22 protein-coding genes are annotated in these 22,712 nt (G+C 51.6%); 20 read left to right on the plus strand and 2 right to left on the minus strand.

All coding sequences use genetic code 11. The features are described 5' to 3' along the window. The first annotated feature begins 95 nt into the window (after positions 1–95). From rpsB to tilS, 20 genes are all read left to right on the plus strand, one after another. The gene (gene rpsB, locus A7589_RS14565; protein ID WP_000246882.1) at positions 96–821 is read left to right on the plus strand and encodes a 30S ribosomal protein S2; all 726 of its coding nucleotides are present in this window, start codon (positions 96–98) and stop codon (positions 819–821) included. A gap of 134 nt (positions 822–955) precedes the next feature. Further along, entirely contained in the window at positions 956–1,807 is an 852-nt protein-coding gene (tsf, locus tag A7589_RS14570; protein WP_000818112.1) for a translation elongation factor Ts, read from the plus strand. 146 nt (positions 1,808–1,953) lie between these two features. Beyond that, positions 1,954–2,679 carry a UMP kinase gene (gene pyrH, locus A7589_RS14575; RefSeq protein WP_000224573.1) on the plus strand — a complete coding sequence of 242 codons (726 nt, stop codon included), beginning with the start codon at positions 1,954–1,956 and terminating at the stop codon, positions 2,677–2,679. Between the two features lie 291 nt (positions 2,680–2,970). Further along, a complete protein-coding gene (gene frr / locus A7589_RS14580; RefSeq protein ID WP_000622418.1) occupies positions 2,971–3,528 on the plus strand; it encodes a ribosome recycling factor in 558 nt (185 codons plus the stop codon). 92 nt (positions 3,529–3,620) lie between these two features. Further along, complete coding sequence (gene ispC, locus A7589_RS14585; RefSeq protein ID WP_105282598.1) at positions 3,621–4,817, plus strand: 1-deoxy-D-xylulose-5-phosphate reductoisomerase; 1,197 nt, start codon at positions 3,621–3,623, stop codon at positions 4,815–4,817. 188 nt (positions 4,818–5,005) lie between these two features. Continuing rightward, the gene (gene ispU, locus A7589_RS14590; RefSeq protein ID WP_001517776.1) at positions 5,006–5,764 is read left to right on the plus strand and encodes a (2E,6E)-farnesyl-diphosphate-specific ditrans,polycis-undecaprenyl-diphosphate synthase; all 759 of its coding nucleotides are present in this window, start codon (positions 5,006–5,008) and stop codon (positions 5,762–5,764) included. A gap of 12 nt (positions 5,765–5,776) precedes the next feature. Further along, complete coding sequence (gene cdsA, locus A7589_RS14595; protein WP_000922433.1) at positions 5,777–6,634, plus strand: phosphatidate cytidylyltransferase; 858 nt, start codon at positions 5,777–5,779, stop codon at positions 6,632–6,634. Between the two features lie 11 nt (positions 6,635–6,645). Continuing rightward, a complete protein-coding gene (rseP, locus tag A7589_RS14600) occupies positions 6,646–7,998 on the plus strand; it encodes a sigma E protease regulator RseP (RefSeq protein ID WP_000948225.1) in 1,353 nt (450 codons plus the stop codon). Between the two features lie 29 nt (positions 7,999–8,027). Then, positions 8,028–10,460 (plus strand): outer membrane protein assembly factor BamA, encoded by a 2,433-nt coding sequence (gene bamA, locus A7589_RS14605; protein WP_001240898.1) that lies wholly within the window; start codon positions 8,028–8,030, stop codon positions 10,458–10,460. 121 nt (positions 10,461–10,581) lie between these two features. Continuing rightward, positions 10,582–11,067: a molecular chaperone Skp gene (gene skp / locus A7589_RS14610; protein WP_000758956.1), complete on the plus strand. Its 486-nt coding sequence runs from the start codon at positions 10,582–10,584 to the stop codon at positions 11,065–11,067. A gap of 3 nt (positions 11,068–11,070) precedes the next feature. Then, on the plus strand, positions 11,071–12,096 hold the full coding sequence (lpxD, locus tag A7589_RS14615) for a UDP-3-O-(3-hydroxymyristoyl)glucosamine N-acyltransferase (RefSeq protein WP_001139274.1): 1,026 nt from the start codon (positions 11,071–11,073) through the stop codon (positions 12,094–12,096). Between the two features lie 104 nt (positions 12,097–12,200). Further along, on the plus strand, positions 12,201–12,656 hold the full coding sequence (fabZ, locus tag A7589_RS14620) for a 3-hydroxyacyl-ACP dehydratase FabZ (protein WP_000210739.1): 456 nt from the start codon (positions 12,201–12,203) through the stop codon (positions 12,654–12,656). Between the two features lie 3 nt (positions 12,657–12,659). After that, entirely contained in the window at positions 12,660–13,448 is a 789-nt protein-coding gene (lpxA, locus tag A7589_RS14625; protein ID WP_000565966.1) for an acyl-ACP--UDP-N-acetylglucosamine O-acyltransferase, read from the plus strand. Continuing rightward, on the plus strand, positions 13,448–14,596 hold the full coding sequence (gene lpxB, locus A7589_RS14630) for a lipid-A-disaccharide synthase (protein WP_000840592.1): 1,149 nt from the start codon (positions 13,448–13,450) through the stop codon (positions 14,594–14,596). The genes lpxA and lpxB overlap by 1 nt, the downstream gene beginning before the upstream one ends. After that, complete coding sequence (rnhB, locus tag A7589_RS14635) at positions 14,593–15,189, plus strand: ribonuclease HII (RefSeq protein ID WP_000569438.1); 597 nt, start codon at positions 14,593–14,595, stop codon at positions 15,187–15,189. The genes lpxB and rnhB overlap by 4 nt, the downstream gene beginning before the upstream one ends. A 36-nt stretch (positions 15,190–15,225) precedes the next feature. Next, positions 15,226–18,708 carry a DNA polymerase III subunit alpha gene (gene dnaE, locus A7589_RS14640; RefSeq protein ID WP_105282597.1) on the plus strand — a complete coding sequence of 1,161 codons (3,483 nt, stop codon included), beginning with the start codon at positions 15,226–15,228 and terminating at the stop codon, positions 18,706–18,708. A gap of 12 nt (positions 18,709–18,720) precedes the next feature. Further along, positions 18,721–19,680, plus strand: coding sequence for an acetyl-CoA carboxylase carboxyl transferase subunit alpha (accA, locus tag A7589_RS14645; RefSeq protein WP_000055746.1), 960 nt, complete (start codon positions 18,721–18,723; stop codon positions 19,678–19,680). 221 nt (positions 19,681–19,901) lie between these two features. Next, complete coding sequence (locus A7589_RS14650; protein ID WP_000644313.1) at positions 19,902–20,156, plus strand: DUF4282 domain-containing protein; 255 nt, start codon at positions 19,902–19,904, stop codon at positions 20,154–20,156. Positions 20,157–20,320: 164 nt separating this feature from the next. Further along, positions 20,321–20,710, plus strand: a complete 390-nt coding sequence (locus A7589_RS14655) for a VOC family protein (RefSeq protein WP_000901104.1) — start codon at positions 20,321–20,323, stop codon at positions 20,708–20,710. 64 nt (positions 20,711–20,774) lie between these two features. Next, on the plus strand, positions 20,775–22,070 hold the full coding sequence (gene tilS, locus A7589_RS14660; RefSeq protein WP_000176587.1) for a tRNA lysidine(34) synthetase TilS: 1,296 nt from the start codon (positions 20,775–20,777) through the stop codon (positions 22,068–22,070). Positions 22,071–22,121: 51 nt separating this feature from the next. Here the strand turns inward: tilS and rof are convergent, their stop codons facing one another. Beyond that, positions 22,122–22,382 carry a Rho-binding antiterminator gene (gene rof, locus A7589_RS14665; protein ID WP_000062320.1) on the minus strand — a complete coding sequence of 87 codons (261 nt, stop codon included), beginning with the start codon at positions 22,380–22,382 and terminating at the stop codon, positions 22,122–22,124. Further along, positions 22,369–22,569, minus strand: coding sequence for a YaeP family protein (locus A7589_RS14670; RefSeq protein ID WP_000417058.1), 201 nt, complete (start codon positions 22,567–22,569; stop codon positions 22,369–22,371). Before A7589_RS14670 ends, rof begins: the two co-directional genes overlap by 14 nt. Between the last annotated feature and the right edge of the window lie 143 nt (positions 22,570–22,712).

The following is a 22,712-nucleotide window of genomic DNA, read 5'->3' on the forward strand; positions in this document are numbered from 1 at the left end:
CACACGTATCGGCACATATTCCGGGGTGCCCTTTGGGGTCGGTAATATGGGATACGTGGAGGCATAACCCCAACTTTTATATAGAGGTTTTAATCATGGCAACTGTTTCCATGCGCGACATGCTCAAGGCTGGTGTTCACTTTGGTCACCAGACCCGTTACTGGAACCCGAAAATGAAGCCGTTCATCTTCGGTGCGCGTAACAAAGTTCACATCATCAACCTTGAGAAAACTGTACCGATGTTCAACGAAGCTCTGGCTGAACTGAACAAGATTGCTTCTCGCAAAGGTAAAATCCTTTTCGTTGGTACTAAACGCGCTGCAAGCGAAGCGGTGAAAGACGCTGCTCTGAGCTGCGACCAGTTCTTCGTGAACCATCGCTGGCTGGGCGGTATGCTGACTAACTGGAAAACCGTTCGTCAGTCCATCAAACGTCTGAAAGACCTGGAAACTCAGTCTCAGGACGGTACTTTCGACAAGCTGACCAAGAAAGAAGCGCTGATGCGCACTCGTGAGCTGGAGAAACTGGAAAACAGCCTGGGCGGTATCAAAGACATGGGCGGTCTGCCGGACGCTCTGTTTGTAATCGATGCTGACCACGAACACATTGCTATCAAAGAAGCAAACAACCTGGGTATTCCGGTATTTGCTATCGTTGATACCAACTCTGATCCGGACGGTGTTGACTTCGTTATCCCGGGTAACGACGACGCAATCCGTGCTGTGACCCTGTACCTGGGCGCTGTTGCTGCAACCGTACGTGAAGGCCGTTCTCAGGATCTGGCTTCTCAGGCGGAAGAAAGCTTCGTAGAAGCTGAGTAATAAGGCACGCTCGTACGAGCCCTTATAGACCAGGTAGTACACGTTTGGTTAGGGGGCCTGCATATGGCCCCCTTTTTCACTTTTATATCTGTGCGGTTTAATGCCGGGCAGATCACATCTCCGAGGATTTTAGAATGGCTGAAATTACCGCATCCCTGGTAAAAGAGCTGCGTGAGCGTACTGGCGCAGGCATGATGGATTGCAAAAAAGCACTGACTGAAGCTAACGGCGACATCGAGCTGGCAATCGAAAACATGCGTAAGTCCGGTGCTATCAAAGCAGCGAAAAAAGCAGGCAACGTTGCTGCTGACGGCGTGATCAAAACCAAAATCGACGGCAACTACGGCATCATTCTGGAAGTTAACTGCCAGACTGACTTCGTAGCAAAAGACGCTGGTTTCCAGGCGTTCGCAGACAAAGTTCTGGACGCAGCTGTAGCTGGCAAAATCACTGACGTTGAAGTTCTGAAAGCACAGTTCGAAGAAGAACGCGTTGCGCTGGTAGCGAAAATCGGTGAAAACATCAACATTCGCCGCGTTGCTGCGCTGGAAGGCGACGTTCTGGGTTCTTATCAGCACGGTGCGCGTATCGGCGTTCTGGTTGCTGCTAAAGGCGCTGACGAAGAGCTGGTTAAACACATCGCTATGCACGTTGCTGCAAGCAAGCCGGAATTCATCAAGCCGGAAGACGTATCTGCTGAAGTGGTAGAGAAAGAATACCAGGTACAGCTGGATATCGCGATGCAGTCTGGTAAGCCGAAAGAAATCGCAGAGAAAATGGTTGAAGGCCGCATGAAGAAATTCACCGGCGAAGTTTCTCTGACCGGTCAGCCGTTCGTAATGGAACCGGCAAAAACTGTTGGTCAGCTGCTGAAAGAGCATAACGCTGAAGTGACTGGCTTCATCCGCTTCGAAGTGGGTGAAGGCATCGAGAAAGTTGAGACTGACTTTGCAGCAGAAGTTGCTGCGATGTCCAAGCAGTCTTAATTATCGAAAAGGAGCCGCCTGAGGGCGGCTTCTTTTTGCGCCCATCTTGTAAATTCAGCTAACCCTTATGGGGCTGCGCTGAAAAGCGACGTACAATGTCGCTAGTATTAATTCATTTCAATCGTTGACAGTCTCAGGAAAGAAACATGGCTACCAATGCAAAACCCGTCTATAAACGCATTCTGCTTAAGTTGAGTGGCGAAGCTCTGCAGGGCACTGAAGGCTTCGGTATTGATGCAAGCATACTGGATCGCATGGCTCAGGAAATCAAAGAACTGGTTGAACTGGGTATTCAGGTTGGTGTGGTGATTGGTGGGGGTAACCTGTTCCGTGGCGCTGGTCTGGCGAAAGCGGGTATGAACCGCGTTGTGGGCGACCACATGGGGATGCTGGCTACCGTAATGAACGGTCTGGCAATGCGTGATGCACTGCACCGCGCCTATGTGAACGCTCGTCTGATGTCCGCTATTCCATTGAATGGCGTATGCGACAGCTACAGCTGGGCAGAAGCTATCAGTCTGTTGCGCAACAACCGTGTGGTGATCCTCTCCGCCGGTACTGGTAATCCATTCTTTACCACTGACTCCGCAGCTTGCCTGCGTGGTATCGAAATTGAAGCCGATGTGGTGCTGAAAGCAACCAAAGTTGACGGTGTGTTTACCGCTGACCCGGCGAAAGATCCAACTGCAACTATGTACGAGCAGCTGACCTACAGTGAAGTTCTGGAAAAAGAGCTGAAAGTAATGGACCTGGCGGCCTTCACGCTGGCTCGTGACCACAAATTACCGATTCGTGTTTTCAACATGAATAAACCGGGTGCGCTGCGCCGTGTGGTAATGGGTGAAAAAGAAGGGACTTTAATCACGGAATAATTCCCGTGATGGATAAATAAGGGTAAGATTCCGCATAAGTATCGCGGGGGCGTAAGTCTGGTTATAAGACGTTATTGTTGCAGGCAGTTTGGTCACGGTCAGCGCGCAGCAACCGGAGCGTACATAAGTACGTGAGGATGGCGAGCACTGCCCGGGGGCAAAATGGCAAATAAAATAGCCTAATAATCCAGACGATTACCCGTAATATGTTTAATCAGGGCTATACTTAGCACACTTCCACTGTGTGTGACTGTCTGGTCTGACTGAGACAAGTTTTCAAGGATTCGTAACGTGATTAGCGATATCAGAAAAGATGCTGAAGTACGCATGGACAAATGCGTCGAAGCGTTCAAAACCCAAATCAGCAAAATACGCACGGGTCGTGCTTCTCCCAGCCTGCTGGATGGCATTGTCGTGGAATATTACGGCACGCCGACGCCGCTGCGTCAGCTGGCAAGCGTAACGGTAGAAGATTCCCGCACTCTGAAAATCAACGTGTTTGATCGTTCAATGTCTCCGGCCGTTGAAAAAGCGATTATGGCGTCCGATCTCGGCCTGAACCCGAACTCTGCAGGTAGCGACATCCGTGTTCCGCTGCCGCCGCTGACGGAAGAACGCCGTAAAGATCTGACTAAAATCGTTCGTGGTGAAGCTGAACAGGCGCGTGTTGCAGTACGTAACGTGCGTCGTGATGCGAACGATAAAGTGAAAGCACTGTTGAAAGATAAAGAGATCAGCGAAGACGACGATCGCCGTTCTCAGGACGATGTACAGAAACTGACTGATGCTGCAATCAAGAAAATTGAAGCGGCGCTGGCAGACAAAGAAGCAGAACTGATGCAGTTCTGATTTCTTGAACGACAAAAAACGCCGCTCAGTAGATCCTTGCGGATCGGCTGGCGGCGTTTTGCTTTTTATTCTGTCTCAACTCTGGATGTTTCATGAAGCAACTCACCATTCTGGGCTCGACCGGCTCGATTGGTTGCAGCACGCTGGACGTGGTGCGCCATAATCCCGAACACTTCCGCGTAGTTGCGCTGGTGGCAGGCAAAAATGTCACTCGCATGGTAGAACAGTGCCTGGAATTCTCTCCCCGTTATGCCGTAATGGACGATGAAGCGAGTGCGAAACTTCTTAAATCGACGCTACAACAACATGGTAGTTGCACCGAAGTATTAAGCGGTCAGCAGGCTGCTTGCGATATGGCGGCGCTTGAAGATGTTGATCAGGTGATGGCGGCGATTGTCGGTGCTGCAGGCCTGTTACCTACGCTTGCCGCTATCCGCGCGGGTAAAACCATACTGCTGGCCAACAAAGAATCACTGGTCACCTGTGGACGTCTGTTTATGGACGCCGTAAAGCAGAGTAAAGCGCAGTTATTACCGGTCGATAGCGAACATAACGCCATTTTTCAGAGTTTACCGCAACCTATCCAGCACAATCTGGGATACGCTGACCTTGAGCAAAATGGCGTGGTGTCCATTTTGCTTACCGGGTCTGGTGGCCCTTTCCGTGAGACGCCATTGCACGATTTGGCAACAATGACGCCCGATCAAGCCTGCCGTCATCCGAACTGGTCGATGGGACGTAAAATTTCTGTCGATTCGGCTACCATGATGAACAAAGGTCTGGAATACATTGAAGCGCGCTGGTTGTTTAACGCCAGTGCCAGCCAGATGGAAGTGCTGATTCACCCGCAGTCAGTGATTCACTCAATGGTGCGTTATCAGGACGGCAGCGTTCTGGCGCAACTGGGAGAACCCGATATGCGTACGCCAATTGCCCACACCATGGCATGGCCGAATCGCGTGAACTCTGGCGTGAAGCCGCTCGACTTTTGCAAACTGAGTGCGTTGACATTTGCCGCACCGGATTATGATCGCTATCCATGCCTGAAACTGGCGATGGATGCTTTCGAACAAGGCCAGGCTGCGACGACCGCATTGAATGCCGCAAACGAAATCACCGTTGCTGCGTTTCTTGCGCAACAAATCCGCTTTACGGATATCGCCGCATTGAATTTATCCGTTCTGGAAAATATGGACATGCGCGAACCACAATGCGTGGACGATGTGTTGTCTGTCGATGCCTGCGCGCGTGAGGTCGCCAGAAAAGAGGTGATGCGTCTCGCAAGCTGAGGATAATCCGGCTACAGAGAGTCGTGCTATTTGTTAGCGTAGGGCTTCAGTGATATAGTCTGCGCCATCTGATCGTAAGTAGTTGGCTTTCTAAGATCAGGTATGCCGTGGTTTTACACGGCTTTTTTTTGTATAGGCTTCAGTATTCCTGAGTACCGTAAACCCTGTCAGGGAATAAGAAACGCGTGATGTTGTCTGCTACTCAACCACTTAGCGAAAAATTGCCAGTTCATGGCTGTCGCCATGTCGCGATCATTATGGATGGCAACGGGCGCTGGGCAAAAAAGCAAGGGAAGATTCGTGCCTTTGGGCATAAAGCCGGGGCTAAATCGGTCCGCCGGGCGGTCTCTTTTGCGGCCAACAACGGTATTGAGGCGTTAACGCTGTATGCCTTTAGTAGTGAAAACTGGAACCGACCAGCGCAGGAAGTCAGTGCGTTAATGGAACTGTTTGTGTGGGCGCTCGATAGCGAAGTAAAAAGCCTGCACCGACATAACGTGCGTCTGCGTATTATTGGCGATACCAGTCGTTTTAACTCGCGTTTGCAAGAACGTATTCGTAAATCTGAAGCGTTAACTGCCGGGAATACCGGTCTGACGTTGAATATTGCGGCGAACTACGGTGGACGTTGGGATATAGTCCAGGGCGTCAGGCAACTGGCTGAAAAGGTGCAGCAAGGAAACCTGCAACCGGATCAGATAGATGAAGAGATGCTAAACCAGCATGTCTGTATGCATGAACTGGCCCCTGTAGATTTAGTAATTAGGACTGGGGGGGAGCATCGCATTAGTAACTTTTTGCTTTGGCAAATTGCCTATGCCGAACTTTACTTTACAGATGTTCTCTGGCCCGATTTCGATGAACAAGACTTTGAAGGGGCACTAAATGCCTTTGCTAATCGAGAGCGTCGTTTCGGCGGCACCGAGCCCGGTGATGAAACAGCCTGATGGGGGTCGCTTTTGCTGAAGTATCGCCTGATATCTGCTTTTGTTTTAATACCTGTCGTCATCGCGGCGCTATTTTTATTGCCGCCGGTGGGGTTCGCTATTGTTACGCTGGTAGTCTGTATGCTGGCAGCGTGGGAATGGGGACAGCTTAGCGGTTTTACCTCTCGCTCGCAGCGGGTATGGCTGGCGGTGCTGTGCGGGTTATTGTTGGCGCTGATGCTTTTTCTGTTGCCGGAATATCACCGAAATATCCATCAACCACTGGTTGAGGTCTCACTTTGGGCTTCGCTTGGCTGGTGGGTTGTCGCGTTATTGCTGGTGTTATTCTATCCCGGTTCCGCGACAATATGGCGTAAGTCCAAAACATTGCGCATTATCTTTGGCGTGCTAACTATTGTTCCCTTCTTTTGGGGCATGTTGGCGTTACGAGCCTGGCACTATGACGAGAATCATTACAGTGGCGCGATATGGCTGCTCTATGTCATGATCCTGGTCTGGGGCGCTGACTCTGGCGCATATATGTTTGGCAAATTGTTTGGCAAACATAAGCTGGCACCGAAGGTTTCTCCGGGTAAAACCTGGCAAGGCTTTATTGGCGGACTCGCGACCGCAGCGGTAATCTCATGGGGTTATGGCATGTGGGCGAATCTGGACGTTGCACCCGTCACCTTACTCATTTGCTCTATTGTCGCAGCGTTAGCCTCAGTGCTCGGCGATCTGACCGAGAGCATGTTTAAGCGTGAAGCAGGAATTAAGGACAGCGGTCATTTAATTCCAGGACATGGCGGTATTTTGGATCGTATTGATAGCCTGACGGCTGCTGTACCGGTCTTTGCTTGCCTGCTGTTGCTGGTATTCAGGACGCTTTAACGGAAGGTATTATGCTGAGTTTTCTCTGGGATTTGGCTTCGTTCATCGTTGCATTGGGTGTACTTATCACCGTGCATGAATTTGGTCATTTCTGGGTTGCCCGGCGTTGCGGTGTTCGCGTTGAGCGTTTCTCTATAGGTTTTGGTAAGGCGCTCTGGCGCCGAACTGATAAGCTAGGCACCGAATATGTCATCGCCCTGATCCCTTTGGGCGGTTATGTCAAAATGCTGGATGAGCGTGCTGAACCGGTTGTTCCGGAGCTTCGCCACCATGCCTTCAATAATAAATCTGTTGGCCAACGTGCGGCGATCATTGCCGCAGGTCCGGTTGCAAACTTCATTTTTGCTATCTTTGCTTACTGGCTGGTTTTTATCATTGGTGTGCCTGGCGTACGCCCGGTGGTTGGTGAAATATCAGCCAATTCGATAGCTGCACAAGCACAAATTGCACCAGGAACGGAACTAAAAGCCGTAGATGGTATCGAAACGCCTGATTGGGATGCCGTGCGTTTGCAGTTGGTCGATAAAATTGGTGATGAAAGCACCATCATTACCGTAGCACCATTTGGTAGCGACCAGCGGCGAGATGTAAAGCTCGATTTACGTCAGTGGGCGTTTGAGCCTGATAAAGAAGATCCAGTATCTTCTTTGGGGATTCGTCCCCGTGGGCCGCAAATTGAACCTGTAGTGGAAAATGTGCAGCCAAATTCGGCGGCAAACAAGGCGGGTTTGCAAGCAGGCGACAGGATCGTTAAAGTCGATGGTCAGCCATTAACGCAATGGGTGACCTTTGTGATGCTTGTCCGGGATAATCCGGGTAAATCCTTAGCGTTGGAAATCGAAAGGCAGGGGAGTCCCTTGTCTTTAACATTAGTCCCGGAGAGCAAACCGGGCAATGGTAAGGCGATTGGTTTTGTCGGCATTGAGCCGAAAGTCATTCCTTTGCCAGATGAGTATAAAGTTGTACGCCAGTATGGGCCGTTCAACGCCATCGTCGAAGCCACGGACAAAACGTGGCAGTTGATGAAGCTGACGGTCAGTATGCTGGGAAAATTGATCACCGGTGATGTGAAACTGAACAACCTCAGTGGGCCGATCTCTATCGCCAAGGGGGCTGGGATGACAGCGGAACTCGGGGTTGTTTATTATCTACCGTTTCTTGCGCTTATTAGCGTGAACTTAGGGATAATTAACCTGTTTCCGTTGCCCGTACTTGACGGGGGGCATCTGCTGTTCCTTGCGATCGAAAAGATCAAGGGCGGACCGGTATCCGAGCGGGTTCAAGACTTTTGTTATCGCATTGGCTCGATTCTGCTGGTGCTGTTAATGGGGCTTGCACTTTTCAATGATTTCTCTCGGTTATGAGAGTTAGTTAGGAAGAACGCATAATAACGATGGCGATGAAAAAGTTGCTCATAGCGTCGCTGCTGTTTAGCAGCGCCACCGTATACGGTGCTGAAGGGTTCGTAGTGAAAGATATTCATTTCGAAGGCCTTCAGCGTGTCGCCGTTGGTGCGGCCCTCCTCAGTATGCCGGTGCGCACAGGCGACACGGTTAATGATGAAGATATCAGTAATACCATTCGCGCTCTGTTTGCTACCGGCAACTTTGAGGATGTTCGCGTCCTTCGTGATGGTGATACCCTTCTGGTTCAGGTAAAAGAACGTCCGACCATTGCCAGCATTACTTTCTCCGGTAACAAATCGGTGAAAGATGACATGCTGAAGCAAAACCTCGAGGCTTCTGGTGTGCGTGTGGGCGAATCCCTCGATCGCACCACCATTGCCGATATCGAGAAAGGTCTGGAAGACTTCTACTACAGCGTCGGTAAATATAGCGCCAGCGTTAAAGCTGTCGTGACCCCGCTGCCGCGCAACCGTGTTGACCTAAAACTGGTGTTCCAGGAAGGTGTGTCAGCTGAAATCCAGCAAATTAATATTGTTGGTAACCATGCTTTCACCACCGACGAACTGATCTCTCATTTCCAGCTGCGTGACGAAGTGCCGTGGTGGAACGTGGTAGGCGATCGTAAATACCAGAAACAGAAACTGGCGGGCGACCTTGAAACCCTGCGCAGTTACTATCTGGATCGCGGTTATGCCCGTTTCAACATCGACTCGACCCAGGTCAGTCTGACGCCGGATAAAAAAGGTATCTACGTCACGGTGAACATCACCGAAGGCGATCAGTACAAGCTTTCTGGCGTTGAAGTGAGCGGCAACCTTGCCGGGCACTCCGCTGAAATTGAGCAGTTGACTAAGATCGAGCCGGGCGAGCTGTATAACGGCACCAAAGTGACCAAAATGGAAGATGACATTAAAAAGCTTCTCGGTCGCTATGGTTATGCCTATCCGCGCGTACAGTCGATGCCTGAAATTAACGATGCCGACAAGACCGTTAAATTACGTGTGAACGTTGATGCGGGTAACCGTTTCTATGTGCGTAAGATCCGTTTTGAAGGTAACGACACGTCGAAAGATGCTGTTCTGCGCCGTGAAATGCGCCAGATGGAAGGGGCATGGCTGGGTAGCGATCTGGTCGATCAGGGTAAAGAGCGTCTGAATCGTCTGGGTTTCTTTGAAACAGTCGACACTGACACTCAGCGTGTTCCGGGTAGCCCGGATCAGGTTGATGTGGTCTACAAGGTCAAAGAACGTAACACCGGTAGCTTCAACTTCGGTATTGGTTACGGTACTGAAAGTGGCGTGAGCTTCCAGGCTGGCGTGCAACAGGATAACTGGTTAGGTACGGGTTATGCTGTTGGTATCAACGGAACCAAAAACGATTACCAGACCTATGCTGAACTGTCGGTAACCAACCCGTACTTCACCGTAGATGGCGTAAGCCTCGGTGGCCGTCTCTTCTATAATGACTTCCAGGCAGATGACGCCGACCTGTCCGACTATACCAACAAGAGTTATGGTACAGACGTGACGTTGGGCTTCCCGATCAACGAATATAACTCGTTGCGTGCAGGTCTGGGTTATGTACATAACTCCCTGTCCAACATGCAGCCGCAGGTTGCGATGTGGCGTTATCTGTACTCTATGGGTGAACATCCGAGCACCTCTGATCAGGATAACAGCTTCAAAACGGACGACTTCACGTTCAACTATGGTTGGACCTATAACAAGCTTGACCGTGGTTACTTCCCGACAGATGGTTCGCGTGTCAACTTGACGGGTAAAGTGACCATTCCGGGATCGGATAACGAATACTACAAAGTGACGTTAGACACGGCGACCTATGTGCCGATCGATGACGATCACAAATGGGTTGTTCTGGGTCGTACTCGTTGGGGTTACGGTGATGGTTTAGGCGGCAAAGAGATGCCGTTCTACGAGAACTTCTATGCCGGTGGTTCCAGCACCGTGCGTGGCTTCCAGTCCAACACCATTGGTCCGAAAGCAGTTTACTTCCCGCATCAGGCCAGTAATTATGACCCGGACTACGATTACGAATGTGCGACTCAGGACGGAGCGAAAGACCTGTGTAAATCGGATGATGCTGTAGGTGGTAACGCCATGGCGGTTGCCAGCCTCGAACTCATCACCCCGACGCCGTTCATTAGCGACAAGTATGCTAACTCGGTTCGTACTTCCTTCTTCTGGGATATGGGCACCGTTTGGGATACAAACTGGGATTCCAGCCAATATTCTGGATATCCGGACTATAGTGATCCAAGCAATATCCGTATGTCTGCGGGTATCGCATTACAATGGATGTCCCCATTGGGGCCGTTGGTGTTCTCCTACGCCCAGCCGTTCAAAAAGTACGATGGAGACAAGGCAGAACAGTTCCAGTTTAACATCGGTAAAACCTGGTAAGTGTTCTCCACAAAGGAATGTAGTGGTAGTGTAGCGATGACTTTAGGCGATCAATATAAGATCGCCGGGCCACGCAAAGAACTGCACCCTCCGGTGCAAATGGGATGGTAAGGAGTTTATTGTGAAAAAGTGGTTATTAGCTGCAGGTCTCGGTTTAGCACTGGCAACTTCTGCTCAGGCGGCTGACAAAATTGCAATCGTCAATATGGGCAGCCTGTTCCAGCAGGTAGCACAGAAAACTGGTGTTTCTAACACGCTGGAAAATGAGTTCAAAGGCCGTGCCAGCGAACTGCAGCGTATGGAAACCGATCTGCAAGCTAAAATGAAAAAGCTGCAGTCTATGAAAGCCGGTAGCGATCGTACTAAGCTGGAAAAAGACGTGATGGCTCAGCGCCAGACTTTTGCTCAGAAAGCGCAGGCTTTTGAGCAGGATCGCGCACGTCGTTCCAACGAAGAACGCGGCAAACTGGTTACTCGTATCCAGACTGCTGTGAAATCCGTTGCCAACAGCCAGGATATCGATCTGGTTGTTGATGCAAACGCCGTTGCTTACAACAGCAGCGATGTAAAAGACATCACTGCCGACGTACTGAAACAGGTTAAATAAGTAATGCCTTCAATTCGACTGGCTGATTTAGCGCAGCAGTTGGATGCAGAACTACACGGTGATGGCGATATCGTCATCACCGGCGTTGCGTCCATGCAATCTGCACAAACAGGTCACATCACGTTCATGGTTAACCCAAAATACCGTGAGCATTTAGGCTTGTGCCAGGCGTCTGCGGTTGTCATGACCCAGGACGATCTTCCTTTCGCGAAAAGTGCCGCGCTGGTAGTGAAGAATCCCTACCTGACTTACGCGCGCATGGCGCAAATTTTAGATACCACGCCGCAGCCCGCGCAGGACATTGCACCCAGTGCAGTGATCGACGCGACGGCGAAGCTGGGTAACAACGTTTCGATTGGCGCGAACGCGGTGATTGAGTCCGGTGTTGAGCTGGGCGATAACGTGATTATTGGTGCCGGTTGCTTCGTTGGTAAAAACAGCAAAATCGGCGCAGGTTCGCGCCTTTGGGCGAACGTAACCATTTACCATGAGATCCAGATCGGTCAGAATTGCCTGATCCAATCCGGAACGGTGGTAGGCGCGGACGGTTTTGGCTATGCCAACGATCGTGGTAACTGGGTGAAGATCCCTCAGATTGGTCGCGTGATTATTGGCGATCGCGTGGAGATCGGCGCCTGTACTACCATCGATCGTGGTGCTCTGGATGACACCATTATCGGTAATGGCGTGATCATTGATAACCAGTGCCAGATTGCACATAACGTTGTGATTGGCGACAATACGGCGGTTGCCGGTGGCGTCATTATGGCGGGCAGCCTGAAAATTGGTCGTTACTGCATGATCGGCGGTGCCAGCGTAATCAACGGGCATATGGAAATATGCGATAAAGTGACGGTTACGGGCATGGGTATGGTGATGCGTCCTATCACTGAACCTGGCGTCTATTCCTCAGGCATTCCGCTGCAACCCAACAAAGTCTGGCGCAAAACCGCTGCACTGGTGATGAACATTGATGATATGAGCAAGCGTCTGAAATCGCTTGAGCGCAAGGTTAATCAACAAGACTAACGTTCCATCTTTTGTTCGCCAAACTTTACGGCCTGTCTCATTCTTACGATTGCGGCAGGCCGTGTTATTATTGTCGTTTCTTATATTTTGACAGGAAGAGTATCTTGACTACTAACACTCATACTCTGCAGATTGAAGAGATTTTAGAACTTCTGCCACACCGTTTCCCGTTCTTACTGGTGGATCGCGTGCTGGATTTTGAAGAAGGTCGTTTTCTGCGCGCAGTAAAAAATGTCTCTGTCAATGAGCCATTCTTCCAGGGCCATTTCCCTGGAAAACCGATTTTCCCGGGTGTGCTGATTCTGGAAGCAATGGCACAGGCAACAGGTATTCTGGCGTTTAAAAGCGTAGGAAAACTGGAACCGGGTGAGCTGTACTACTTCGCCGGTATTGACGAAGCGCGCTTTAAGCGCCCGGTCGTGCCAGGCGATCAAATGATCATGGAAGTCACTTTCGAAAAAACGCGCCGTGGCCTGACCCGTTTTAAAGGGGTTGCTCTGGTCGACGGTAAAGTAGTTTGCGAAGCAACGATGATGTGTGCTCGTAGCCGGGAGGCCTGATACGTGATTGATAAATCCGCCTTTGTGCATCCAACCGCCATTGTGGAAGAGGGCGCGTCGATTGGCGCCAATGCTCACATTGGTCCTTTTTGTATCGTTGGACCCCATGTCGAAATTGGTGAGGGTACCGTACTGAAATCTCACGTTGTCGTGAATGGCCATACTAAAATTGGTCGCGACAATGAGATTTATCAGTTCGCCTCCATCGGCGAAGTTAACCAGGATCTGAAATATGCTGGCGAACCGACCCGTGTGGAAATCGGCGATCGTAACCGCATTCGCGAAAGCGTCACCATTCATCGTGGCACAGTCCAGGGCGGTGGATTGACGAAGGTGGGCAGCGACAACTTACTGATGATCAATGCTCACATTGCGCACGATTGTACGGTAGGTAACCGCTGTATTCTCGCCAACAACGCAACGCTGGCGGGGCACGTATCGGTAGATGACTTCGCGATCATCGGCGGCATGACCGCAGTCCATCAGTTCTGCATCATTGGTGCGCACGTGATGGTTGGCGGTTGCTCCGGTGTGGCGCAGGACGTCCCTCCTTATGTTATTGCGCAGGGTAACCACGCAACGCCGTTCGGTGTCAATATCGAAGGGCTGAAGCGTCGCGGTTTTAGCCGTGAGGCGATTACCGCTATCCGCAATGCGTATAAGCTGATTTATCGCAGCGGAAAAACGCTCGATGAAGTGAAACCGGAAATTGCTGAACTGGCGGAAACTTATCCGGAAGTGAAAGCGTTTACCGATTTCTTTGCACGCTCAACGCGCGGTCTGATTCGTTAATGGCTGAACAGCGTCCATTAACGATTGCCCTGGTCGCCGGAGAAACCTCCGGCGATATCCTGGGGGCCGGTTTAATCCGCGCTCTGAAAGAGCGTGTGCCCAACGCCCGCTTTGTTGGTGTTGCCGGGCCTCGGATGCAGGCTGAAGGCTGCGAAGCCTGGTACGAAATGGAAGAGCTGGCGGTGATGGGCATTGTTGAAGTGCTCGGTCGTTTGCGTCGCTTACTGCATATTCGAGCCGATCTGACGAAACGTTTTGGTGATCTAAAGCCAGATGTTTTTGTCGGCATTGATGCGCCTGACTTCAATATTACCCTCGAAGGTAACCTCAAAAAGCAGGGTATCAAAACCATTCATTACGTCAGTCCGTCCGTGTGGGCGTGGCGACAGAAACGCGTTTTCAAAATAGGCAGAGCCACCGATCTGGTGCTCGCATTTCTGCCTTTCGAAAAAGCGTTTTATGACAAATACAACGTGCCGTGCCGTTTTATCGGTCACACCATGGCTGATGCCATGCCGTTAGATCCAGATAAAAACGCCGCCCGTGATGTGTTGGGTATCCCTCACGATGCCCACTGCCTGGCGTTGCTGCCTGGCAGTCGTGGCGCGGAAGTTGAGATGCTTAGTGCCGATTTCCTGAAAACGGCCCAGCTTTTGCGCCAGACATATCCCGATCTTGAGATTGTGGTGCCGCTGGTGAATGCCAAACGCCGCGAGCAGTTTGAACGCATCAAAGCTGAAGTTGCGCCAGACCTTGCTGTTCATCTCTTAGATGGATTGGGGCGTGAGGCGATGGTGGCAAGCGATGCGGCGTTACTGGCGTCGGGCACGGCAGCACTCGAGTGTATGCTGGCGAAATGCCCGATGGTGGTTGGGTATCGCATGAAGCCTTTCACCTTCTGGCTGGCGAAGCGACTGGTGAAAACTGATTATGTCTCTCTACCCAATTTGCTGGCTGGCAGAGAGTTAGTCAAAGAGTTATTGCAGGAAGAGTGTGAGCCGCAAAAACTGGCTGCGGCGCTGTTACCGCTGTTGGCGGATGGTAAAACCAGCCACGCAATGCACGACACTTTCCGCGAACTGCATCAGCAGATCCGCTGCAATGCCGATGAGCAGGCGGCACAAGCCGTTCTGGAGTTAGCACAATGATCGAATTTGTTTATCCGCACACGCAGCTTGTTGCGGGTGTGGATGAAGTCGGGCGCGGGCCGTTGGTTGGCGCGGTTGTCACCGCTGCCGTGATCCTCGACCCGGCGCGTCCGATTGTCGGGCTGAATGATTCCAAAAAGCTGAGCGAAAAACGCCGTCTGGCGTTGTATGAAGAGATTAAAGAGAAAGCGTTAAGCTGGAGTCTGGGTCGCGCTGAACCTCATGAAATCGACGAACTGAATATTCTACACGCGACCATGCTGGCGATGCAGCGTGCGGTTGCGGGGCTGCATATCGTCCCGGAATATGTGTTGATTGATGGTAACCGCTGTCCGAAATTACCGATGCCTTCGATGGCAGTGGTGAAAGGCGACAGCCGCGTGCCGGAAATCAGTGCGGCGTCTATTCTGGCGAAAGTCACGCGCGACGCTGAAATGGCGGCGCTGGACATCGTTTATCCACAATATGGCTTTGCCCAACACAAAGGGTATCCAACAGCTTTTCATCTTGAAAAACTGGCTGAACACGGCGCGACCGAACACCATCGGCGCAGCTTTGGCCCTGTCAAACGCGCACTGGGACTTGCGTCCTGATTCTTGTGTCGAGATTAAGTAAACCGGAATCTGAAGATGTCTGAACCACGTTTCGTTCACCTGCGGGTGCACAGCGATTACTCGATGATCGATGGCCTGGCAAAAACCGCGCCGCTGGTAAAAAAGGCGGCGGCGTTGGGTATGCCTGCACTGGCGATCACCGATTTCACCAACCTTTGCGGTCTGGTGAAGTTCTACGGAGCGGGACATGGCGCGGGGATTAAGCCTATCGTCGGGGCAGATTTTAATGTCCAGTGCGACCTGCTGGGTGATGAGTTAACCCACCTGACGGTACTGGCGGCGAACAATACCGGCTATCAGAATCTGACGTTGCTGATCTCAAAAGCGTATCAGCGCGGGTACGGTGCCGCCGGGCCGATCATCGATCGCGACTGGCTTATCGAATTAAACGAAGGGTTGATCCTTCTTTCCGGCGGGCGCATGGGCGACGTCGGACGCAGTCTTTTGCGTGGTAACAGCGCGCTGGTAGATGAGTGTGTCGCGTTTTATGAAGAACACTTCCCGGATCGCTATTTTCTCGAACTGATTCGCACCGGCAGACCGGACGAAGAAAGCTATTTGCACGCGGCGGTGGAACTGGCGGAAGCGCGCGGTTTGCCCGTCGTGGCGACCAACGACGTGCGCTTTATCGACAGCAGCGACTTTGACGCGCACGAAATCCGCGTCGCGATCCACGACGGCTTTACCCTCGATGATCCTAAACGCCCACGTAACTATTCGCCGCAGCAATATATGCGTAGCGAAGAGGAGATGTGCGAGCTGTTTGCCGACATCCCCGAAGCCCTTGCCAACACCGTTGAGATCGCCAAACGTTGTAACGTGACTGTGCGTCTTGGCGAATACTTCCTGCCACAGTTCCCGACCGGGGACATGAGCACCGAAGATTATCTGGTCAAGCGCGCAAAAGAAGGGCTGGAAGAGCGTCTGGCATTTTTATTCCCTGACGAGGAAGAACGTCTTAAGCGTCGCCCGGAATATGACGAACGTCTGGAGACTGAACTTCAGGTTATCAACCAGATGGGCTTCCCGGGCTACTTCCTCATCGTTATGGAATTTATCCAGTGGTCGAAAGATAACGGCGTACCGGTAGGGCCAGGTCGTGGCTCCGGTGCGGGTTCTCTGGTGGCTTATGCGCTGAAAATCACCGACCTCGATCCGCTGGAATTTGACCTGCTGTTCGAACGTTTCCTTAACCCGGAACGTGTCTCCATGCCTGACTTCGACGTTGACTTCTGTATGGAGAAACGCGACCAGGTTATCGAACACGTGGCGGACATGTACGGTCGCGATGCGGTATCGCAGATCATCACCTTCGGTACGATGGCGGCAAAAGCGGTGATCCGCGACGTAGGCCGCGTGCTGGGGCATCCGTATGGCTTTGTCGATCGTATCTCGAAACTGATCCCGCCCGATCCGGGGATGACGCTGGCGAAAGCGTTTGAAGCAGAGCCGCAGCTGCCGGAAATCTACGAAGCGGACGAAGAAGTTAAGGCGCTGATCGACATGGCGCGCAAACTGGAAGGGGTCACCCGTAACGCCGGTAAACACGCCGGTGGGGTGGTTATCGCGCCGACCAAAATTACCGATTTTGCGCCGCTTTATTGCGATGAAGAGGGCAAACATCCGGTCACGCAGTTTGATAAAAGCGACGTTGAATACGCCGGGCTGGTGAAGTTCGACTTCCTCGGTTTGCGTACGCTCACCATCATCAACTGGGCGCTGGAGATGATCAACAAGCGGCGGGCGAAGAATGGCGAGCCGCCGCTGGATATCGCTGCGATCCCGCTGGATGACAAGAAAAGTTTTGACATGCTGCAACGCTCGGAAACCACGGCGGTATTCCAGCTTGAATCGCGCGGCATGAAAGACCTGATCAAGCGTCTGCAACCTGACTGCTTCGAAGATATGATCGCACTGGTGGCACTATTCCGCCCCGGTCCGTTGCAATCAGGGATGGTGGATAACTTTATCGACCGTAAACATGGTCGCGAAGAGATCTCCTATCCGGACGTGCAGTGGCAGCATGAAAGTCTGAAACCAGTACTGGAACCGACTTACGGCATTATCCTGTATCAGGAACAGGTAATGCAGATTGCCCAAGTACTTTCTGGTTATACCCTCGGCGGTGCAGATATGTTGCGTCGTGCGATGGGTAAGAAAAAGCCGGAAGAGATGGCTAAGCAGCGTTCTGTTTTTGCTGAAGGTGCAGAAAAGAACGGGATCAACGCCGAACTGGCGATGAAAATCTTCGACCTGGTGGAGAAATTCGCCGGTTACGGATTTAACAAATCGCACTCTGCGGCCTATGCTTTGGTGTCATATCAAACGTTATGGCTGAAAGCGCACTATCCGGCAGAGTTTATGGCGGCGGTGATGACCGCCGATATGGATAATACCGAGAAGGTGGTTGGCCTGGTGGATGAGTGCTGGCGGATGGGGCTGAAAATCCTGCCACCAGATATAAACTCCGGTCTTTACCATTTCCACGTCAACGATGACGGCGAAATCGTGTATGGTATTGGCGCCATCAAAGGGGTAGGTGAGGGGCCAATTGAGGCCATCATCGAAGCTCGTAATAAAGGCGGCTACTTTCGCGAACTGTTTGATCTCTGTGCCCGTACCGACACCAAAAAGTTGAACCGTCGCGTGCTGGAAAAACTGATCATGTCCGGGGCGTTTGACCGTCTGGGGCCACACCGCGCGGCGCTGATGAACTCGCTGGGCGATGCGTTAAAAGCGGCAGATCAACACGCGAAAGCAGAAGCCATCGGCCAGGCCGATATGTTTGGCGTACTGGCGGAAGAGCCGGAGCAAATTGAACAATCTTACGCTAGCTGCCAGCCGTGGCCGGAACAGGTGGTGTTAGATGGGGAACGTGAAACGTTAGGTCTGTACCTGACGGGCCACCCTATCAACCAGTATTTAAAAGAGATTGAGCGTTATGTCGGAGGCGTAAGGCTGAAAGACATGCACCCGACAGAACGTGGTAAAGTCACCACGGCTGCGGGGCTCGTTATTGCCGCGCGGGTTATGGTCACCAAGCGCGGCAATCGTATCGGTATCTGCACGCTGGATGACCGTTCCGGGCGGCTGGAAGTCATGTTGTTTACTGACGCCCTGGATAAATACCAGCAATTGCTGGAAAAAGACCGCATACTTATCGTCAGCGGACAGGTCAGCTTTGATGACTTCAGCGGTGGGCTTAAAATGACCGCTCGCGAAGTGATGGATATTGACGAAGCCCGGGAAAAATATGCTCGCGGGCTTGCTATCTCGCTGACGGACAGGCAAATTGATGACCAGCTTTTAAACCGACTCCGTCAGTCTCTGGAACCCCACCGCTCTGGGACAATTCCAGTACATCTCTACTATCAGAGGGCGGATGCACGTGCGCGGTTGCGTTTTGGCGCGACGTGGCGTGTCTCTCCGAGCGATCGTTTATTAAACGATCTCCGTGGCCTCATTGGTTCGGAGCAGGTGGAACTGGAGTTTGACTAATACAGGAATACTATGAGTCTGAATTTCCTTGATTTTGAACAGCCGATTGCAGAGCTGGAAGCGAAAATCGATTCTCTGACTGCGGTTAGCCGCCAGGATGAGAAACTGGATATTAACATCGATGAAGAAGTGCATCGTCTGCGTGAAAAAAGCGTAGAACTGACGCGTAAAATCTTCGCCGATCTCGGTGCATGGCAAATTGCGCAACTGGCTCGCCATCCACAGCGTCCTTATACCCTGGATTACGTTCGCCTGGCATTTGATGAATTTGACGAACTGGCAGGTGACCGCGCGTATGCAGATGACAAAGCTATCGTTGGTGGTATCGCCCGTCTCGATGGTCGTCCGGTGATGATTATTGGTCACCAGAAAGGTCGTGAAACCAAAGAGAAAATTCGCCGTAACTTTGGTATGCCAGCGCCAGAAGGTTACCGCAAAGCACTGCGTCTGATGCAAATGGCTGAACGCTTTAAGATGCCAATCATCACCTTTATCGACACACCGGGGGCATATCCAGGCGTGGGCGCAGAAGAGCGTGGTCAGTCTGAAGCCATCGCGCGTAACCTGCGTGAAATGTCTCGCCTGAGCGTACCGACTATTTGTACCGTTATTGGTGAAGGTGGTTCTGGTGGCGCGCTGGCGATTGGCGTGGGCGATAAAGTGAATATGCTGCAATACAGCACCTATTCTGTTATCTCGCCGGAAGGTTGTGCGTCCATTCTGTGGAAGAGCGCCGATAAAGCGCCACTGGCGGCTGAAGCGATGGGCATCATCGCTCCGCGTCTGAAAGAACTGAAATTGATCGACTCCATCATCCCGGAACCGCTGGGCGGCGCTCACCGTAACCCGGAAGCGATGGCGGCGTCTTTGAAAGCGCAACTGCTGGCGGATCTGGCCGATCTCGACGTGTTAAGCACTGAAGATTTAAAAAATCGTCGTTATCAGCGCCTGATGAGCTACGGCTACGCGTAATCAGCAAATGTTCTGAAAAGGGTCACTTCGGTGACCTTTTTTGTATGTGGTTTATTTAGTCATATTATAAATACATTTAGATAATCTTACTTTCATTTCCCTCATCCCAAAAACTCTTGAACTCATGTTGATAACTCCGATTTCGGAGGCATATACCAATATACACAGTAGTTAAAAATAATATAAATTTATCAGGCTCATAGAATTTTTAAGGATAAAATATGAAAGCAATTTTAGGATTTGATCGTCTTCTTATGCCGCGTGTACTGGTGTTTTTTTACTGGCTGGCTATGGTGCTGACACTGATAGGCGGTGTCTTCTCCATATTTAGCGGAAACTTTCTCTTAGGGTTAGCTTATACCGTCATTGGTCTTATAAGCTGTCGTATGACTTTCGAATTAATTATGATAGCGTTTAAGAATAACGAATATTTGCGCCGCATTGCTGAGAGTGTTAGCAAGAATAGCGCAGAGTAATCTCCCGTAAAACGCTTCACCAAACCGCATCTCAACCGCTATTACAGGCGTTTGAGATGTTGTTTTAAAGTCAGTGTAAATGTCTGATTCATCTTTCCTGCAATTTATGCGTATTATCAATATATCGCGATGCACGTGCGTATCATATCAATGCAGGAGATTCTATGTTGGGTTTAAAACAGGTTCACCATATTGCGATTATTGCGACGGATTATGCGGTGAGCAAAGCTTTCTACTGCGATATTCTCGGCTTCACGCTGCAAAGTGAAGTCTATCGTGAAGAGCGCGATTCGTGGAAAGGAGATTTGGCGCTTAACGGACAATATGTGATTGAACTTTTCTCATTTCCGTTCCCGCCGGAGCGCCCCAGCCGACCGGAAGCCTGCGGCCTGCGGCATCTGGCGTTTAGCGTTGATGATATCGATGCGGCAGTGGTGCACTTGCAAAGCCATAACGTGAAGTGTGAAGCCATCCGTGTCGATCCATACACGCAAAGACGCTTCACGTTCTTTAACGATCCTGACGGGCTGCCGCTGGAACTGTATGAGCAGTAAGGCTTGTCATCGCAGCATTTGCCCGGTAACGTGCCGGGCATTGCTACTGTAAAATCGCACCATCATGACACTCACGCTGAATAGACAACTTCTCACCTCACGCCAGATTCTGGTGGCCTTTAGCGGCGGGCTTGACTCCACCGTTCTGCTGCATCAGCTGGTGCAGTGGCGGGTGGAAAATCCGGACGTTACTCTGCGCGCTATCCATGTGCATCACGGTTTAAGTGCCAATGCCGATGCCTGGGTTACGCATTGCGAGGACATCTGCCAGCATTGGCAGGTGCCGCTGGTGGTTGAGCGCGTACAACTTGCGCAAGAGGGGCTAGGTATTGAGGCCCAGGCACGGCAGGCGCGTTATCAGGCATTTGCTCGTACCTTGTTACCTGGCGAAGTGCTGGTTACCGCGCAGCATCTTGACGATCAATGTGAAACCTTTCTGCTGGCGCTAAAACGCGGTAGCGGCCCTGCCGGGCTTTCTGCTATGGGGGAAGTCTCCGATTTTGCCGGAACGCGGCTTATCCGCCCGTTGCTCGCCCGCACGCGGGGAGAACTGGAGCTGTGGGCGCGTGAGCATGATTTACGCTGGATTGAAGACGAAAGTAATCAGGATGATTCCTACGATCGTAATTTCCTGCGCCTGCGCGTAGTGCCGTTATTGCAGCAGCGTTGGCCGCATTTTACCGAAGCAACGGCTCGCAGCGCCGCACTTTGCGCTGAACAAGAGAGCCTGTTAGATGAACTGCTGGCGGATGATTTAGCGCACTGTCAAACGCCGCAGGGTACGCTGCAGATTGCGCCAATGATGACGATGAGCGATGCCCGTCGCGCGGCGATTATCCGCCGCTGGCTGGCTGGGCAGAATGCTCCGATGCCTTCCCGAGATGCGATGGTGCGCATCTGGCAAGAAGTGGCGCTGGCGCGGGAAGATGCTTCTCCTTGCTTGCGATTTGGTGCGTTTGAAATACGTCGCTATCAGTCGCAATTGTGGTGGATTAAATCCGTTGCCGGACAAAGCGAAACGGTTGTGCCGTGGCAGGCGTGGCAACAGCCGCTGGAATTACCGGCAAGTCTGGGAAGTGTGCAACTTATTGCGGGTGGAGATATTCGCCCTCCGCGTGCAGACGAAGCGGTCAGCGTGCGTTTTAAAGCGTCGGGATTGCTGCATATTGTCGGGCGCAACGGTGGGCGTAAGTTAAAGAAAATCTGGCAGGAACTGGGCGTGCCGCCGTGGTTGCGCGACACTACGCCGTTGCTGTTTTATGGCGAAACGCTGATTGCGGCGGCGGAGGTTTTTGTGACGCAAGACGGTGTGGCTGAAGGTGAGAATGGCGTAAGTTTTGTCTGGCAGAGAAACGCTTAGTAAGTGAAAGCCGGATAAGACGTATCAAGCGTCGCATCCGGCAAAAGTGAATCAGGACTCGCTCACCACCACCGTACCGATTTCCGGGTGGCTAAAGCTGGTAATTTTATCCAGACGTAGCTCGCGGGTTTCGCCAGCGGCTTCGACGACCAGATACTCCACATTTTTGCGGGAGACTAAATCGCTGGCCTTCCCCTGCAATTTTTCACCATCTTTCATCTCAAGTGTCAGCATTAAATGATGCTGGCAGGCGAGCTCAAGATTATCGTAATCATCACAATTGATTGGTTGATACGTATCATTCATTGACATAATCGCTCACCAGTAAGTTTGCCGCAGCGTATGCTGCTTTTTCCCTGACAGCCTCTGAAAGGGCGTCGTCGGCAGCCATTTCATTCAGCACTTTCAAAACGCAGCCCAGCGCGTCCGGAACGTATCCTAAGTCTCCGCTGGCGATTTCCGCGTACCGCTTGCGTATTAACTCACAATATTTTTCCACATGCCCTCCTGTCAGCACTCTGACTTAACCGTGGATGCAAGTCTAAGCCTACGAAGATAAACTCTGTTTCGCAAGGTGACTATACCACACTCATTTCTGCAATATCAGCGCCGCAACTGCACGTATTCCGTTACAATGGCCTC

This window comes from Escherichia sp. MOD1-EC6475 (assembly GCF_003046645.1).
Taxonomy (GTDB): Bacteria; Pseudomonadota; Gammaproteobacteria; order Enterobacterales; family Enterobacteriaceae; genus Escherichia; species Escherichia ruysiae.

Excerpts from the sequence above, each read along its gene's own strand:
- ispC (WP_105282598.1), top strand. The coding sequence starts at position 3,621 with ATGAAGCAACTCACCATTCTGGGCTCGACCGGCTCGATTGGTTGCAGC.
- lpxB (WP_000840592.1), top strand. The coding sequence starts at position 13,448 with ATGGCTGAACAGCGTCCATTAACGATTGCCCTGGTCGCCGGAGAAACC.
- ispU (WP_001517776.1), top strand. The coding sequence starts at position 5,006 with ATGTTGTCTGCTACTCAACCACTTAGCGAAAAATTGCCAGTTCATGGC.
- tsf (WP_000818112.1), top strand. The coding sequence starts at position 956 with ATGGCTGAAATTACCGCATCCCTGGTAAAAGAGCTGCGTGAGCGTACT.
- pyrH (WP_000224573.1), top strand. The coding sequence starts at position 1,954 with ATGGCTACCAATGCAAAACCCGTCTATAAACGCATTCTGCTTAAGTTG.
- rseP (WP_000948225.1), top strand. The coding sequence starts at position 6,646 with ATGCTGAGTTTTCTCTGGGATTTGGCTTCGTTCATCGTTGCATTGGGT.
- rpsB (WP_000246882.1), top strand. The coding sequence starts at position 96 with ATGGCAACTGTTTCCATGCGCGACATGCTCAAGGCTGGTGTTCACTTT.
- A7589_RS14650 (WP_000644313.1), top strand. The coding sequence starts at position 19,902 with ATGAAAGCAATTTTAGGATTTGATCGTCTTCTTATGCCGCGTGTACTG.
- bamA (WP_001240898.1), top strand. The coding sequence starts at position 8,028 with ATGGCGATGAAAAAGTTGCTCATAGCGTCGCTGCTGTTTAGCAGCGCC.
- accA (WP_000055746.1), top strand. The coding sequence starts at position 18,721 with ATGAGTCTGAATTTCCTTGATTTTGAACAGCCGATTGCAGAGCTGGAA.
- dnaE (WP_105282597.1), top strand. The coding sequence starts at position 15,226 with ATGTCTGAACCACGTTTCGTTCACCTGCGGGTGCACAGCGATTACTCG.
- rnhB (WP_000569438.1), top strand. The coding sequence starts at position 14,593 with ATGATCGAATTTGTTTATCCGCACACGCAGCTTGTTGCGGGTGTGGAT.
- A7589_RS14655 (WP_000901104.1), top strand. The coding sequence starts at position 20,321 with ATGTTGGGTTTAAAACAGGTTCACCATATTGCGATTATTGCGACGGAT.
- rof (WP_000062320.1), bottom strand. The coding sequence starts at position 22,382 with ATGTCAATGAATGATACGTATCAACCAATCAATTGTGATGATTACGAT.
- lpxD (WP_001139274.1), top strand. The coding sequence starts at position 11,071 with ATGCCTTCAATTCGACTGGCTGATTTAGCGCAGCAGTTGGATGCAGAA.
- tilS (WP_000176587.1), top strand. The coding sequence starts at position 20,775 with ATGACACTCACGCTGAATAGACAACTTCTCACCTCACGCCAGATTCTG.